Source organism: Paraliobacillus ryukyuensis (assembly GCF_003315295.1).
In the GTDB taxonomy this organism is placed as follows: Bacteria; Bacillota; Bacilli; order Bacillales; family Amphibacillaceae; genus Paraliobacillus; species Paraliobacillus ryukyuensis.
On record NZ_QNRI01000008.1, the window covers coordinates 1 to 15,468 of the forward strand.

The window sequence follows — 15,468 nt, forward strand, 5'->3', positions numbered from 1 at the left end:
TTGTACATATATAAATATTAAGTTTGAAGCAAAACAGAGTAGATAGATAGCAAACGCCTCAAAAACGTCGATAAATCTAAATAAAGAATATTTCAATAGTATCACCTTTTAATAAATACCAATTACGTAGCTGTAAAAACAATAAGTTATTAATCATAATTAAAGTAATGCGGTACTTTATAAGATTTAAAAGTCGATAAAAATCGGGCCCTGTAGGAAAGTACCTATCAGGGCCCATTTCCTATCGTTCATTAATAATTAAATTTCATAGATATTTCATTAAGTTTTGTTGAGCAGATATTTAAAGAATTCAAACTGGGAAAGATTATTTACGTGCTCCACGGTCCCAACTAAATTTCGTAGTATACTTGTCTCCCCATCTTATATCGTCCCAAACAGAACCTGTCACTTTGCTACTATAGGCTGTTCTACTTAGTAAAGTTCTACCATTTCGTGTATATTTAAACATTGTCCATTTATATGGTGAACTACTGTAATTCCAGGCGGCCCCATTATATTTAACTTGAAAAACCTCTACAGAAGAAGCTCCACTAGAAGAATTTCCGAAAGATGCCGCATATGCTGTATTTGCACCTAATCCAATTGTGGCAATTACCAACATCGAGCAAATAAACTGTCTCGTTTTCTTTTTCATAGTGTATCCCTCCTTTCTATTAATATTTAAAAATACCAATATTGTAAATATACAATACTAGTATAACTTAACATATTTTTCATTAAAGTACAATAAATTGGAAAAATATAATAGAAAAATATAATGTTATAACGGAAATGGTTCACGGATACAGTAAGATTAAAATTTCTTTTACCCTTTTCAGACGTTTTCCAAGGGAAGCCATTGATAATCAAGCATCTGATTGTAAACGCATCTGTATATCTCTATCGATACTATTCATATTAAGTATCCTCCATATAATAATTGTATTTTGTTTATAACTAATTAAAATTCTATGAAATATCACAGAATAAATCGTGTTTAATGTGTGATAATGACATTTCTTAATTACTATTTATTTTAACTAATCATAATGTAATAGAAGTATATTCCCAACTAAATCATCATATTACATTTTTAGTATGCCATAAACAATTAGTGGTATTAGCAATATACAAATATAGCGTTACAGTAGAGACATTGGGTAAAATCAATGTCTCTTTCTATGAAGAGCGATTTCTTTAAACACTGATATGTTAAGATAGTGTTGAAGGCGAAGTCCACTGTTCTTCATTCAATTGTCTACAGATAGCACTCTACACATGTGGAGTGCATCGTAGAGTTAGTTCGCAAATTGTCTAATTAAAATATAAACTTCCGATCCAAAATAAACATTCCGATTAAGACCCCGAGATTTCGTGAAAACAAACATTTCCGATTTTAGGGTCTTTTTCATGCTCATCCCTTGTCTTTTCTCGGTTATCTCGTGTTTCCATTGCGCAACATTCTCGGAGAACTTTATTTTAAAACAGAAAAAAAGGTGAAAAAACAGACGGAAAGAGGGGAGAAATGGAGTTTTTCGAATCAAAAATCTTTCAAAATGGGGGTTCAGTCGGAAAACTTTATTTTAACTCGAACGGTGGAAGTCAAGATGCAGTCCTTATAAATTGTGTCCAATTTAAATTTAGTGTTGATATTCCACTAAGGTATTGTGCTAAAGAGTGGAGGATTGAAGGAAAAATCTCTATAATTAGGAAAATCTTGAATAAGAAATCCTTGTGATAGGATTGTTTAGCAAGAAAAAGATTTTGTGTTAACTTTAAAGGTACTAAAAATGGATAGCGATTCAAAAAAAGTATGACACCTGAACATTGGTATCATACTTTTTTAATTTCATTGGAGTCATTAAAAGTTCTTCGAGTTAACTCTAAAAAAGACTGTAAAGGAATTGTCATTAGTTTATCTTTATGCCAAGCAATTTGCGTGTAAAAAGGAGGAATAGAGTGGTTCCAATTAAGTTCTTTCAATCGGCCATTCTTTATATCTCGATCTACTACCATGGCTGGTAACATTGCTATTCCAAGTTCAGCAATGACACATTGTTTGATTGCCTCTATACTAACAAATTCAAATTTATTACTTGGAGAAATATTAGCTTCTCTGAAAGAATCCTCTAAAATTGAACGATACGAGCACCCTTTCTCGGTAAGTAGAAGTGTCTCATGCTCCAAATTTTTTATTGTTACGTTTGATTTTTTTGCTAAACGGTGAGAAGGAGAAGCCACTAGTCTCAATTCATCCTGAATAAGTTCTTCTGTTATTAATGAATCTTTCGGTTTAGGTATATCCATTATAAAAGCTAGATCAAGATTACCATTCAGTAACTCCTCTTTCGCTATCTCATCAGAATGAGCAGGTTTAAAAATCAGTTTTACATTAGGAAACTGATTTTTAAACTCTTTTAGAATAGGAGGAAGACGATAAGTACATTGACTTTCTTGTGCACCAATAACAAGGGTACCTGAAGGTTCTCTAAATCCGCTAGTAACTAATCGCGCTTCCTCTGAAAGAGATACCATTTTATTTGCATATTTTTTAAATAACTTTCCAGTTTCTGTTAAATATAATTTGTTCCCTAATCGCTCAAATAACTGTGTGTCAAGTTCCGATTCAAGAGATTTAATCTGTGCCGTTACACTGGATTGAGCATAATCTAGAATTTTAGCTGTTTGTGTAAAGTTCAAATTTTCCGCTGCGATTTTAAACGTAGTTAATTGTTTTATATCCAATCTTTTTCCCTTCCATAATCGGAATTTTTGATTGATGTAATCAAAATAATCATCTTTATTGATTGATAAATTCATTATAAGATTAATGAAGTAAAACATCAAATTATTACAAAGGAGACTTATCGTCATGACTATTGGAGTTATTTATGGGGGAACACGAGTAAACGGGAATACAGAAGTTCTGACAGAACGGGTTATTCATGAGTTACCAGTCGAGAGGATATATTTGTCTGAATTTGAAATTAAACCGATTGAAGATCAGCGACATGTTTTAGGAGGTTTTCAGAATGTAAACGATGATTATAACACAATTATTGATCGTTGGTCACAAACATTGAAGGATATCAGATATGCAAATTTTAAGGATGTAATGTCTTCTAAAAGTGCTTATATCATTGCAGTTGGAGGTGATGAACCATTTTTGAAGGGAATTCCTTTGATTCAACAATTTCAGTATATCTTTGATTTTATAGGAATAACCTTTGTGGATTATGTGGTTGGTACGGGAAATAAACCGAATGAGATTCTTCAAGATGATCGAGCATTAGCGAGTGCCTGTCAAATGCAAAAAACGTTAAAAACACATATCTAACCTAAAGATAGAGGGTGAAAATAATGATTTTAGACAGCAGTTGGGGTTATGCTGACTTTAAATATTATTGCTGGTTTTATAATCTCACCACTTATCGGAACATTGACAGATCGGTTAAATCGGAAAACGATTATCATTTGGACCTATTTAATTCAGGCTCTATTAATTTTAGGAGTTGCAGGTTTATTTATTTTTGACGAATTTAAAATTGGATATCTTTATCTTTTTTCGATTGTCAATGGAATGGGGTGGTCGACCTATCTGTCGACATCTAGGAGCCTTTTACAAGAACTTCTATCCGAAAAAGATATAATTAATGGGAATTCCTTAATAGAAATAAGTTTACAAGGTGGTATGTTTACTGCAGGTGGAATTTCGGGTATCTGCTACCAAATTGCAGGGTTTGAATTTATTCTAATAGCCAATTCTATTGCATTTATTCTTAGTTGTTTGTTAATATCTCGACTTAGACATAATTCTGTTATTAAAAATCATAGTAATGAGTCATACCTTGCTAGTTTCAATAATGGAATTAACTATTTATTAAAGAGACCGTATGTTTTTTCCATTGGTATTGTTGCAATTATTCCGTTGGTTGCTACAATGCTGTATAATGTTGTACTTCCTGAATATGTGAATGAGAGTGTAAATGGTAGTTCTATTGATTTTGGACTATCCGATATGTTTTATGGGAGCGGGAGGTTATCTGGTATTCTTGCAGCTCCTTTTGCTAAGAAATTTTCAAGGAATAGAAGTGTCGCTATCTTATTTCTTGTATCAATCAGTTTCTTGTTTGTATTGTCACTAAATACATACATCATTTTTTTATTTTTAGGAAGTCTTATTTTTGGTTTATGTAATTCATCATTACGAATATTAATGAACACTACAATCATGGAGACGGTACCTAAGTCATACATGGTAGAGCGATGTCGGTTTGGATGGCGATATCTTTAATGTTACAAGCAATTATTTCTCCAAGGTTAGGATTTTTGGTCGATAGATTCTCTCCTGGTTTGGGCTTTCTAATTCTGATTGGAATAATGCTAGGAGGGCTTATTATATATCTCATAGTAATATACATGAGGTCAAATAGAATAAAAAAGAAAATAAAGAAAATTAACACATGATAAAGAATATTAAATAACAATTATTGACAAGCTAATGGAATAAGGCTAAAATATGATTGAACTCATAAATGAGTATACTCATATTTAATAGAATATTAATATTTATTATATAGAAGGAATTAAAACCAAATGCTTCTAAATATTAATAGCTTGTGATATGGGCTGTGTGGCTATGGTTTATTATGTTGTAATTATTCAAAAGATTGGAGTGAGAAGATGAGCGACTTATTAAGAGATAAACCCAATAAAATGAATGACATTGAACAACAGGATCATAGAAGAATTGCATTCTTAGGAAGTGTGTTAACTATTCTTATGATTTGGAATGGAGTATGTGACTATATTTATGGTTACTCACCTAATTTAAGTGGATTTGATTACTTTACTTCTAAGGTTATAGATGTTGTCTCTACAGCTAATGGTCGTCCGCATTGGTTGATTATGCTTGGGCAAACGGCAGGGTGGCTATACCCTGCATATGCTTTAACTTATTATTTATGGTGGAGAGGTATGCGCAAATCTGGGTTTTGGCTTGGATATATACCCAATATATTGTTAGCATATGCTATTTTGATGATTGGTGGGGTTCAACATGCAGGCTGGGCTTTTCTGTCTGTTTTGGAACAAGCAAAGGCAGTGGTTGGAAGTACTGATTCAGAGTTCTATTCATTGGCAAATCGCTATATTTTAGAGCATTTTGCTATGGGGGATATTACAGCTGTACTTGCACTATATATTGGATCAATATGGCATGCAATAGCTATTTTAAGTGGCAGAACAATATTTCCACGTTGGTTTTTAGTAGTATCTCCATTGGGTGTATTAATAATTACTTTTGTAATAGGGTTACTTCTTCCAGCACCTCTAGCAGGATTTGTACTTGCACTATTTGGAACATGGTTCATGTTGATTCCTAATATCTCAAGTACAATATGGTTATTAAATAGAAAAAATTATAGAACTTACTAACAAAACCAATGTTTAATAACTTTGTTTATTTTTTATTTGTAGATTTAAATGGAAAATTATATGATATTAGTGTTATTATAAATGAGTTTACTGATAATTAGGAGGTAAAAATGGCAGGGTTAAGAGAAACAAAAAAGAAAAATACTAGAAAAGCTATATTAGAATATGCCGAGAAAATATTTAAAGAAAAGGGATATAGTAAAGTAAAAACTTCTGAAATAGCCAAAGGAGCAAATATTGCAGAAGGTACTCTATTCAACTATTTTAGTACAAAAGGGGAATTGTTTGTTCAAGCTGTTTTTGTAGATTTTAATTTACAAACGTATCAAATAAGGTTACCCCAACAAATAGATGAAAATATATTAATTAGTGAAATGGTTAGTATCATTGATTTTTATATAAAAAAAATGGCGAGTGTAGATAAAAAATTAGTAAGAGAGTATTTTTCAATTGTTTTTAGTACTGAGAGCTCAGAGGCTTTAGTAGCTAGAAAAAGTATTTTTCATATGGATGAAATGATAATTCAAGATTCAAAACAATTATTATCTCAACTAAAAAATGAATATGAGATAATAAAGGAATTTGATGTGGATTTAGCCGTTGAAATAATATATGGATGTGTTATAAAACAGTTTATGAACTACATATATAGTGATAATTGGGAATACTTTGAGCTTATAGAAGAGATGAAAAAAGAAATTCAATTTGTTATGCATGGAAATATGTTGTTATAGTGATTATAATTATAAAACTAAAAAATGCTGTAATGGTATGTCAACACTATATCGAACAGATTTTTAAGACTACTTAACTTGTATCCAGCTGGTGTTAAATAATCTAGTGATCTGTGAATGCGAATATGATTGAATCAGTCAACATAATCAAAAAGCTCAAGGTGGGGTTGGTCTGTAATTTGATGGCTTTGAATATGGCTTCTGCCACGGCATTGTCATAAGGTGTTCCTTTTTCGCTTAATGAGTAACCTATGCCAAACATTTCTAATGCCTGATTGATCAGCAGTATCTTAAACTCACTACCTCTATCGGTGGGAAACAACTCAAATTGATGAAGATTGTACGGAACGGATGCAAAGGCACGTTGCTCTAAAGCAGCATTTTATGATGTCCTGCACTGTGTCCAATAATTTCCCGATTATATAACTCTACTAACCTGCAAATATCATACCATTTATCCCCTATTCTTACATAGGTTAAGTCACTTACTACTATCTTTAGTTCTTGATCCTGGTCAAACGCTGATTGAGGGTATTTGGGACTAAATTGTGGGATCGTATATTTTGAAACAAGTCCTTGTTCTGTCATTATTCAGTCAATGCGATGCCGGGAGACGATCCAGCCTTTCTTTTAGTTCTATTTTAATCTTTCGTTAACCATAGGTAGGGTGACTTTGTTTAAAAATATCAATAATCAGATCGGTTAATGCTTCCTCTTGGTCATCACAAATCTTTTGAACTCCATCAATGCTGCGCTTGTTTTTTTTCTTTAAATGAATCCGACTGTGGAGACTGCTAGTCCATCAGGCTAAAGCAGAGGTAGTTCACTCCTATTATCGGACAATAACTTTGCGACCTTTCCCACTTTTATATAGAGCAACCAATTGCTTTTTGAATTCTGTGGTAAACGTTTTTCTTTTTTGGAGATAGTAGATTTTCCTCTTTTTTTATTATCATTCTACTTACCCTCATTTTTATTGTCCAACTAAGTGTAACCGATTCACAATTAATTGTGATTAATGTCATGAAATGATTTTTCAGATGAATATGGTGATTTACATTAATCTTTAGTAAAATATTAATAATTTAGATGAAAATGTGAGCTAGTATACGTCGTTTTTTTACTAGCCTAGGTTAATAGTTAATATATCATTGGAACTTATGAAAGCGAAGCAAATAAATAGATTGGCCATGGGGATTAATATTGAAGCATAAACATGTTATTTTTAGTTATATTCAACTAGAGTGGGGTGCAATCATTTTGAACACAAAATTATTAGATTTGTTGGCTGAAACGTATGATAGTGAAGAAAAAGTGGCAACTGAAATTATCAATCTAGCTGCTATTTTGAATTTACCAAAGGGGACAGAACACTTTGTTAGTGATTTACACGGAGAATACCAAGCATTTCAACATGTCTTAAGAAACGGATCGGGAAGAGTAAAGGAAAAAATAAACGATCTATTTAAGGATGAGTTAACCGAAACAGAATTAAATGAATTTGCTTCCTTAGTGTATTATCCGAAAGAAAAGTTACGAATCATAAAGAATGAATACAGTAGTGAACACGAGCTAAACGAGTTTTATACAGAAAGCATTGCGCGAATGATTAAGTTATTATCTTATGCATCCTCTAAGTACACCCGGTCTAAAATACGTAAAGCATTACCTGCTTCGTTTGTTTACATTATTGAAGAGCTTTTGTACAAGACAGATGAAACAAGTAATAAGGAAGAATATTATACCAAAATCGTTCAACAAGTTATTTCACTCGATCAAGCTGATAAACTAATTAGTGGACTTGCGTGTACCATTCAGCGACTAGTAATCGATCACTTACATGTTGTTGGCGATATTTATGATCGTGGACCAGAGCCGGATAAAATTATGGATACACTAATTAATTATCATTCTGTTGATATTCAGTGGGGCAATCATGACGTACTGTGGTTAGGTGCATACTCTGGATCGAAGGTTTGTCTTGCTAATATTATCCGTATTTGTGCACGATATGATAATCTAGATATCATAGAAGATGTATATGGGATAAATCTGAGACCACTTCTTAATCTGGCAGAGCGATATTATGGGGACAACCCTGCATTTCGACCGAAACAGCATGCAGACGAAGAACTTTCAGAACATGAAGCGTTACAAATCACCAAGATCCACCAAGCTATTGCAATCATCCAATTTAAACTTGAAATTCCAATTATTAAGCGACGCCCTCAGTTTAATATGTCCGATAGACTTTTATTAGAGAAAGTGGATTATGAACGAAATGAATTGATCTTAAACGGAGAACTACACAAGCTGGAGGACCCGTGTTTTACTACAGTTGATCCGGCCAACCCGGAGCGATTATTAGCAGAAGAAGAAGAAGTGGTCAACCGATTGTTATTTTCTGTTCAGCATTCGGAAAAGTTGACCAGACATATGGATTTTCTCATAAAAAGAGGAACATTATATTTAAAATATAATGGAAATTTACTAATTCACGGTTGTATTCCTTTAGATAAAAAAGGAAACATGGAAAGTATGGCGATTGAAAATCAGGTATACACTGGCCGTGCATTACTAGATAAATTTGAAGGCTATGTGAGAGAAGCTTTTCAAAAACCGGACATTTCAGATGATTTATCAACAGACATGGTTTGGTATTTATGGACGGGAGAATATTCTTCACTCTTTGGCAAGCGGGCAATGACTACATTTGAAAGGTATTTCATTAAAGATAAGCATACACATAAAGAGGAAAAAAATCCTTATTATTATTTGCGGGAAAATGAAGAGACCTGTCGAAATATCTTAACGGAGTTTGGCCTTGATCCTGAACAAGGTCACATAATAAACGGTCATACACCCGTAAAAGAAATCGATGGCGAAAACCCGATAAAAGGGAATGGTAAGATGGTAGTTATTGATGGTGGGTTTTCTAAGGCCTACCAATCAACCACAGGTATCGCAGGCTACACATTACTATATAATTCATATGGAATGCAACTTGTTGCACATAAACATTTCAGTTCCAAAGACGAGGTCGTTCGAGGTGGTACAGATGTTTTATCTGTAAAACGACTGGTTAATAAAGAACTACAGCGAAAAAAAGTGCTTGAAACGAATATTGGTGAGGAATTATTAGAACAAGTCTCTCTACTAAAAGGTCTGATGAAATATCGCTATATGAAATAATACCATTCTAAAAATTTAATAGTTGTCATTTCCTCGTGTTTTCGTTAAAATAAACTTTTCTAATCTATTTGTTGAAAAGCATGTAACATGATATACGTATAAAAGGAGCAAAGATATCTTTGCTTCTTATTTTTGGATCAAAATTAGGTTTTTGAATGATTCAAATAGAAAGGATTGTATATAAATATGGCAGACAATTTTTGGCGTGAATTACCACGACCGTTTTTTATATTAGCACCAATGGAAGATGTGACAGATGTTGTATTCCGTCATGTCGTCAGTGAAGCGGCTCGACCGGATGTCTTTTTTACGGAGTTTACAAATACAGAGAGTTATTGCCATCCGGATGGGATACAAAGTGTTCGTGGTCGATTGACTTTTACGGAAGATGAGCAACCCATCGTCGCTCACATATGGGGAGATAAACCCGAGTATTTCAGACAAATGAGTATTGGTATGGCCAAAGAAGGTTTCCTTGGCGTAGATATCAATATGGGATGTCCGGCTCCGAACGTAGCACCTAAAGGGAAAGGGTGCGGTTTGATTCGCCGCCCCGATGTTGCAGCTGAACTCATTCAAGCAGCTAAAGCGGGTGGATTGCCAGTAAGTGTGAAAACCCGTCTTGGCTACACAGAGGTAGAGGAATGGCGGGAGTGGCTTAAACACTTATTAGAACAGGATATTGCTAATCTTTCTATTCATTTGCGGACTAAAAAGGAAATGAGTAAAGTAGATGCACATTGGGAATTGATCCCTGAGATTAAGAAGTTACGTGATGAAGTAGCGCCAAATACATTGTTGACGATTAATGGAGATATTCCAGATCGACAAAAAGGCTTAGAGCTTGCGGAACAATATGGTGTAGATGGGGTTATGATTGGACGAGGTATTTTTAAGAATCCGTTTGCATTTGAAAAAGAGAAGCAAGAGCATACAAGTGAAGAATTACTTCATCTCTTACGATCACATCTAGATCTTTTTGATAAATATGCAAAAATTGAGTTCCGATCATTCAAGCCATTACGTCGTTTTTTTAAGATATATGTCCGTGAATTTCGAGGCGCAAGTGAATTAAGAAATGAACTAATGACTACAGAAACAACAGACGAAGTCCGCGCATTGCTCAATGACTTTGAACAGAAAAATGTCGACAGAATTGAAGAACAATAGATTTTGGTAACTTTGCAAAAAACACGCCTTGATTAATTTATAATTGATAGATAAATGATTTGTCCTCCCAAATGTTAGAATAAATAACTAGCATTTGGGGTTTTTTTATATGTCAAAGTATAATGATGAATGTAAGTTGGTAAGGGTATCTTAGATATCAAATTTTAGAAAATACCTGAGTATAAAGATAATTCGAAAGTGGGGAAGAGATCCTTGCAGTTTCATTCAAGCTGGATGTATTACATTATCTGAAAAGAACAGGGCTTTCTTCTTCTAAAAATATTCGCAGATAGAAGTATAAATGGTTATATGGTATGAAGCAAAAAAACAATAGAGAGAATTTTCGCCTATATAGTTACTGTAAATGTCATTTCTGGTATAATCAAATGAGTAAAAAGACTCATTAGGAGAGATGAAATGACAATTGTCGTAACAGGTTACGGAATGATAGCCCCGAAAACGCCTAATATAAAAGAATATCTATTTAATCTTCAGCATGGATTGTGCTCACTAGAGTTGGTAAAAGGAGTGGGATATCAAAAAGAATCTAATATTGTTGGTATAATAAAAGAGGGTATAGAAGATTTAGAAAAAGATAGAAGACTAAAAAGGCTCCCGAAAGTATCAAAATTAGGGATGAAGGCAGCAGAAGAGGCACTAGAATCGGCGGATATCAATTTGAAACAAAAAAATGTTGGCCTCTTTTTTGGTATTTCATTAGGAGCATCTGGTGAAAAGCTCTTTCAAGAAACGATTCAACATGCGAACAATGATAACTATAAAAAAGTACCAGTAACCTTTACCCATTACGCAAATTATCATAGTATTACTGCATCTATCGCCCATTATTTACAAGTGAAAGGAGTTACTAAAACGATTACAACAGGGTGCACTTCCAGTTTAGAAGCTATTGAAGATGCGATGCTTTATTTACAAAGTGGAAAGATTGATGTTGCTATTGTAGGAGGAGCAGACAGCCCGCTTAGCAAAGCAACGACGTATGCTTTTTCTAAAACAAAAGTCCTGCCGTTAAATCAGTCTTTGGATCATGGTGCTGTACCATTTCATGGAGTAAGTAAAGGTTTTGCAATGTCGGAAGCAGCTGGTGTGGTTATTTTAGAGAGAGCCGAAGACGCGGAAAAGCGTGGAGCTAATATTAAGGGAGAAATAGTAGATATTGTTTCTAATAATGATGGAGTATACATTTATTCATTAGATGAATCTGGAGAACAGATGATAAGCGCACTTCGAAAAGTTGTCAAAAATAGAACTCCTGACTATATTAATAGTCAAGCATTAGGCATTCAGCTGAATGATCAAATAGAAAAGAAAAGTTCGAGATTGTTATTTGAGCATAAAATCCCTTATACTTCAATTAAGAGTATGTATGGAAATCCTTTTGGTGCAATTGGTATATTGCAAGTAATAGCTTCTCTCTTAAGTATTCAACACGGATTTATTCCACCTACCATAAGAACCGATACAAAAGGATATGAAGAAATGAATATCGTTACAAAAACAAAATTTCAAAAAATAAATGAAGTAGCTATTACCAATCATGGATATGGTGGAAATAATGCTTGTGCTTATATCAAAAGGTACAGTCAAATAGCAACAACATAGGGAAGTTAGGAGTGATGCGCTACGGTTATTGGTTTATTAATATGCACCATAGGATTAATCCCTCTGGTACTTGCATTAAGTATAAGTAGTTTATATAAAGAATCCAAACTGTCTACAGGACTAAGTATGTACATGATCTTAATTACCATCTGGCAATTTGATGTTGGGATACTTTATTTTGAAAAAATCTTTTCAGACGACATTATTTTATTCCTTTTTAAATTATTTCGTTTAGGACCAACATTTTCAGTCCCGATCGTGCTATATGTTGCTTACACAATTATTAAGGATCAACCAGCAATGCTAAAAGAATCTAGCTGGTTAAACAAACTATCAAGTGTATTGTTCAATAAAAAAGCACTTATTACATTTACTATTTGGAGTGGTATTGTTTATTTGGTGAATTGGACAAGTTTAGGTATAAAAGATTTATCTCTTTTACAACCGGTGTTTTCTTATTCACATTATTTCCCTGTATATGGATCCTTACATTGGTTGTACATTATGCATATGAGTAGCTTCATTATATTTATGTTTCTTGTTTACTTGATTTCTCGAAAGATACCACAGTCAAATTTTAAATCTTTTTTGAAATCTTTTTGTATCTATTCGTTGTTAGTCATTATTCCAGGATTTATGAACTTTGCTCCCACCACTGGAGTAATAGCAAGTAGTATAGGGATTATTATTTTTTCAATTACTATCGTACATTGTTTTATTGCATTAAACACGAACTTGAAGCAAAATTATTATCAAGTGATGGAAAGGCAGAAAAAACTTGATTATACAGGGAATTTGGCAGGGAGTCTAATTCATGAGGTGAAAAATACAAACACGATTATTAGTGGTTTTTCAAGCTTATTATATAATAGTGATTCGCTAACCGAAAAAGACAAAAGCACACTAAAAATGGTTCAAAAGTCATCTGAACACTTAACGGCTCTGACAAACAACTATAAAGCTTATATGAACGCTTCGATGTTATCTTTTAAAAAAGAAGATTTAGAAGTTATTATTAAAAATTCGATAGACTTTTCTTCCGAAATACTCCGTAGCAATCGTGTGGAGTTAACTTTCACAAACGATTATCAGCCGTTACATGCTTATGTAAATAAAACAAGTTTGGAACAGGTTTTTATTAACTTAATAAAAAATAGTGTGGAGGCAATTCCTGCTGACAGAGATAATCGAAACATTACGATCAAAACAGAGTTAGATGATAAGCATATTATCATTCATTTTATTGATACCGGTAAAGGAATACCTCCAGAAAATTTTGAAAATATCTTTGATCCATTCATATCACTTGAGAACAAAGGAATGGGATTGGGTCTTCCTTATGCTAAGAAGATGATTATAGAACATCTTGGCAATATTTTTATTGTTAAAAGTTCGTTCGAAGGGACACACTTTCGAATCGAATTACCTCAAAATGGTATTTTGAATATTGAATGAAAAAACACATGTTATTCATGTGTTTTTTTCAATGGCATTAATTGTAACGAGTTGTAATATGTTTATTTTCTGCCATTTTGCTTAACAATTTCTAAGCTCGTCGTTAACCAATCAATATAATTTTCTTCGCGAGCAATCGCTTTTGTTAACACCAAAAAGTGTCCTAGTTCTTCCTTGTTTAAATCAATTGGATTGTTTTCCTCTCCGAAATAAACAGCATATTGGTCGTTTAAAAAAGCAAGCTTTTCATTTCTAAGCCTCAATTGGTTTTCAAATAGAGATGGTATTTCTTCTAAAGGAATATCCTTTAAAAAATATAGACGCAAGGCGAATACATCTTTCTCCGTTTGTACATGATCTTCAAACGCAAGTAGCCAACTTTTTAGATCTTCTTTCCCTTTACTGGTAAGTGTATACATTTTCCTTTCTAGTTTGACTCCAGATATTTCTATATATTGAGAAATGGAGTCTTCAGTTAATAACTTTTTTAATTCAAGATAGATTTGACTGTGTTTTGCACTCCAAAACTGTCCGATGGCTTTTTTAAATTCCGATGTAATATCATACCCACTCATATCTTGCTTACTCAACAACCCTAAAATGGCATATTTTAAAACTCTACGCTGTGCCAAGTGCTAACCCCCATTACGCTTATCTTGACACAATTATATCATAAGCGTACAATTTATCATATAAATATAAACATGTAATTAATTACATGTTAGATTGAAAGAGGAGGAAAATAAATGAAAGAGCTAAACGAATTTATTGGAAGTCACTTGATCTATACGTATGAAAATGGTTGGGAGTATGAAATGTATATTAAAAATGAGAATACAATTGATTATCGTATCCATAGTGGTATGGTCGGTGGACGTTGGGTTCGTGATCAAAAAGTTAATCTTGTGAAAATTGTTGATGGGGTTTATAAAGTTTCTTGGACGGAACCAACAGGAACTGACGTTTCTTTAAATTTCATGCCAAATGACAAACGAATGTATGGAATCATTTTCTTTCCTAAATGGGTACACGAACATCCGGAAATTACGGTTTGCTATCAAAATGATTATATTGATGTAATGGAAGAATCACGGGTGAAGTATGAAACGTATCCAAAACATGTAGTCCCTGAGTTTGCTGATATTACCTTTTTCAAAAATGAAGGTATCAACAATGAACAGGTTGTAGCAGAGGCACCATACGAAGGAATGACAGAAGATATGCGTTCAGGAAAGTTAACTTTCTCCTGATAAATACCAGAAGATAAATAAAACTATCTTTAAAAGGTAATATCCACTTACCTTTTAAGGATAGTTTTTTGTTTAACGTAGTTCATTAATTTATCGATGTGTAGAAGTTGCATGTAGCCTCATAAACATGGTAAAAGAAAAAGAGGAGGTATATGTATGAAAACATTTTTTCGATTATTATATTCGATTATCCTATTTGGTGCAGGTATTTTACACTTTATTCGTGAAAAAAGCTTTCGTCGGATTGTTCCGAAAGTGCTTCCTTTGCGAAAAACAATTGTACTGATAACGGGAGCTTTTGAAATTATTTTTTCACTATTACTATGGATGAAAAAAGGACAAGCAGTAACCAGTAAATTATTAGCAGGATTTATGATTGCAGTTTTTCCAGCAAATATATATATGGCAGTGAAAAAGATCGCTTTTAAACCTGGCGGAAGTATCTCTCCATGGCTCTTATGGCTGCGTCTTCCCTTGCAAATTCCTCTTGTTATTGGCGCATTAACTTTGGGAAAGAAAAATAATAAGTAGCACATCTTTTTTAATGCCAACCGATAGCTCATGTGTATGATCGATAATTGACTTAAGTTACTATATGCTTATAATGA

The 15,468-nt window shown here is 33.2% G+C and carries 13 protein-coding genes and 1 pseudogene; 10 read left to right on the forward strand and 4 right to left on the reverse strand.

Features of this window, described 5'->3' with window-relative positions; genetic code table 11:
- Positions 1 to 325: 325 nt before the first annotated feature.
- On the reverse strand, positions 326 to 655 hold the full coding sequence (locus DES48_RS11210) for a hypothetical protein (protein ID WP_113869261.1): 330 nt from the start codon (positions 653 to 655) through the stop codon (positions 326 to 328).
- A 1,178-nt stretch (positions 656 to 1,833) separates the two neighbouring features.
- Positions 1,834 to 2,745 (reverse strand): LysR family transcriptional regulator, encoded by a 912-nt coding sequence (locus DES48_RS11220; RefSeq protein WP_113869263.1) that lies wholly within the window; start codon positions 2,743 to 2,745, stop codon positions 1,834 to 1,836.
- A 127-nt stretch (positions 2,746 to 2,872) separates the two neighbouring features.
- Here DES48_RS11220 and DES48_RS11225 point away from each other — a divergent pair, with 127 nt between their 5' ends.
- From DES48_RS11225 to DES48_RS11240, 4 genes are all read left to right on the forward strand, one after another.
- Positions 2,873 to 3,337 (forward strand): flavodoxin family protein, encoded by a 465-nt coding sequence (locus tag DES48_RS11225; RefSeq protein WP_113869264.1) that lies wholly within the window; start codon positions 2,873 to 2,875, stop codon positions 3,335 to 3,337.
- 48 nt (positions 3,338 to 3,385) lie between these two features.
- Entirely contained in the window at positions 3,386 to 4,294 is a 909-nt protein-coding gene (locus DES48_RS11230; protein ID WP_113869266.1) for an MFS transporter, read from the forward strand.
- Positions 4,295 to 4,683: 389 nt separating this feature from the next.
- On the forward strand, positions 4,684 to 5,436 hold the full coding sequence (locus DES48_RS11235; RefSeq protein ID WP_113869268.1) for a hypothetical protein: 753 nt from the start codon (positions 4,684 to 4,686) through the stop codon (positions 5,434 to 5,436).
- Positions 5,437 to 5,546: 110 nt separating this feature from the next.
- Complete coding sequence (locus DES48_RS11240; RefSeq protein WP_113869270.1) at positions 5,547 to 6,170, forward strand: TetR/AcrR family transcriptional regulator; 624 nt, start codon at positions 5,547 to 5,549, stop codon at positions 6,168 to 6,170.
- 17 nt (positions 6,171 to 6,187) lie between these two features.
- Here DES48_RS11240 and DES48_RS16210 read toward each other — a convergent pair.
- Positions 6,188 to 6,903, reverse strand: a pseudogene (locus DES48_RS16210) (IS3 family transposase); the annotation flags it as partial.
- A gap of 527 nt (positions 6,904 to 7,430) precedes the next feature.
- Here DES48_RS16210 and DES48_RS11245 point away from each other — a divergent pair.
- The 4 genes from DES48_RS11245 to DES48_RS11260 all read left to right on the forward strand — a co-directional run bounded on the left by DES48_RS11245 (position 7,431) and on the right by DES48_RS11260 (position 13,610).
- Positions 7,431 to 9,362, forward strand: a complete 1,932-nt coding sequence (locus tag DES48_RS11245) for a fructose-1,6-bisphosphatase (RefSeq protein ID WP_113869476.1) — start codon at positions 7,431 to 7,433, stop codon at positions 9,360 to 9,362.
- A gap of 186 nt (positions 9,363 to 9,548) precedes the next feature.
- Entirely contained in the window at positions 9,549 to 10,532 is a 984-nt protein-coding gene (locus DES48_RS11250; protein WP_113869272.1) for a tRNA dihydrouridine synthase, read from the forward strand.
- Positions 10,533 to 10,949: 417 nt separating this feature from the next.
- On the forward strand, positions 10,950 to 12,155 hold the full coding sequence (locus DES48_RS11255) for a beta-ketoacyl synthase N-terminal-like domain-containing protein (protein WP_113869274.1): 1,206 nt from the start codon (positions 10,950 to 10,952) through the stop codon (positions 12,153 to 12,155).
- A gap of 132 nt (positions 12,156 to 12,287) precedes the next feature.
- Positions 12,288 to 13,610 (forward strand): sensor histidine kinase, encoded by a 1,323-nt coding sequence (locus tag DES48_RS11260; protein WP_245911417.1) that lies wholly within the window; start codon positions 12,288 to 12,290, stop codon positions 13,608 to 13,610.
- A 62-nt stretch (positions 13,611 to 13,672) separates the two neighbouring features.
- On the opposite strand, the gene DES48_RS11265 is transcribed toward DES48_RS11260, so the two are convergent.
- Entirely contained in the window at positions 13,673 to 14,242 is a 570-nt protein-coding gene (locus tag DES48_RS11265) for a PadR family transcriptional regulator (RefSeq protein ID WP_281269244.1), read from the reverse strand.
- 114 nt (positions 14,243 to 14,356) lie between these two features.
- On the opposite strand from DES48_RS11265, the gene DES48_RS11270 reads away from it, so the two are divergent.
- Both DES48_RS11270 and DES48_RS11275 read left to right on the forward strand, forming a co-directional pair.
- Positions 14,357 to 14,860, forward strand: coding sequence for a phenolic acid decarboxylase (locus DES48_RS11270; RefSeq protein ID WP_113869276.1), 504 nt, complete (start codon positions 14,357 to 14,359; stop codon positions 14,858 to 14,860).
- Between the two features lie 156 nt (positions 14,861 to 15,016).
- The gene (locus DES48_RS11275) at positions 15,017 to 15,391 is read left to right on the forward strand and encodes a DoxX family protein (protein ID WP_113869278.1); all 375 of its coding nucleotides are present in this window, start codon (positions 15,017 to 15,019) and stop codon (positions 15,389 to 15,391) included.
- Positions 15,392 to 15,468: the final 77 nt, after the last annotated feature.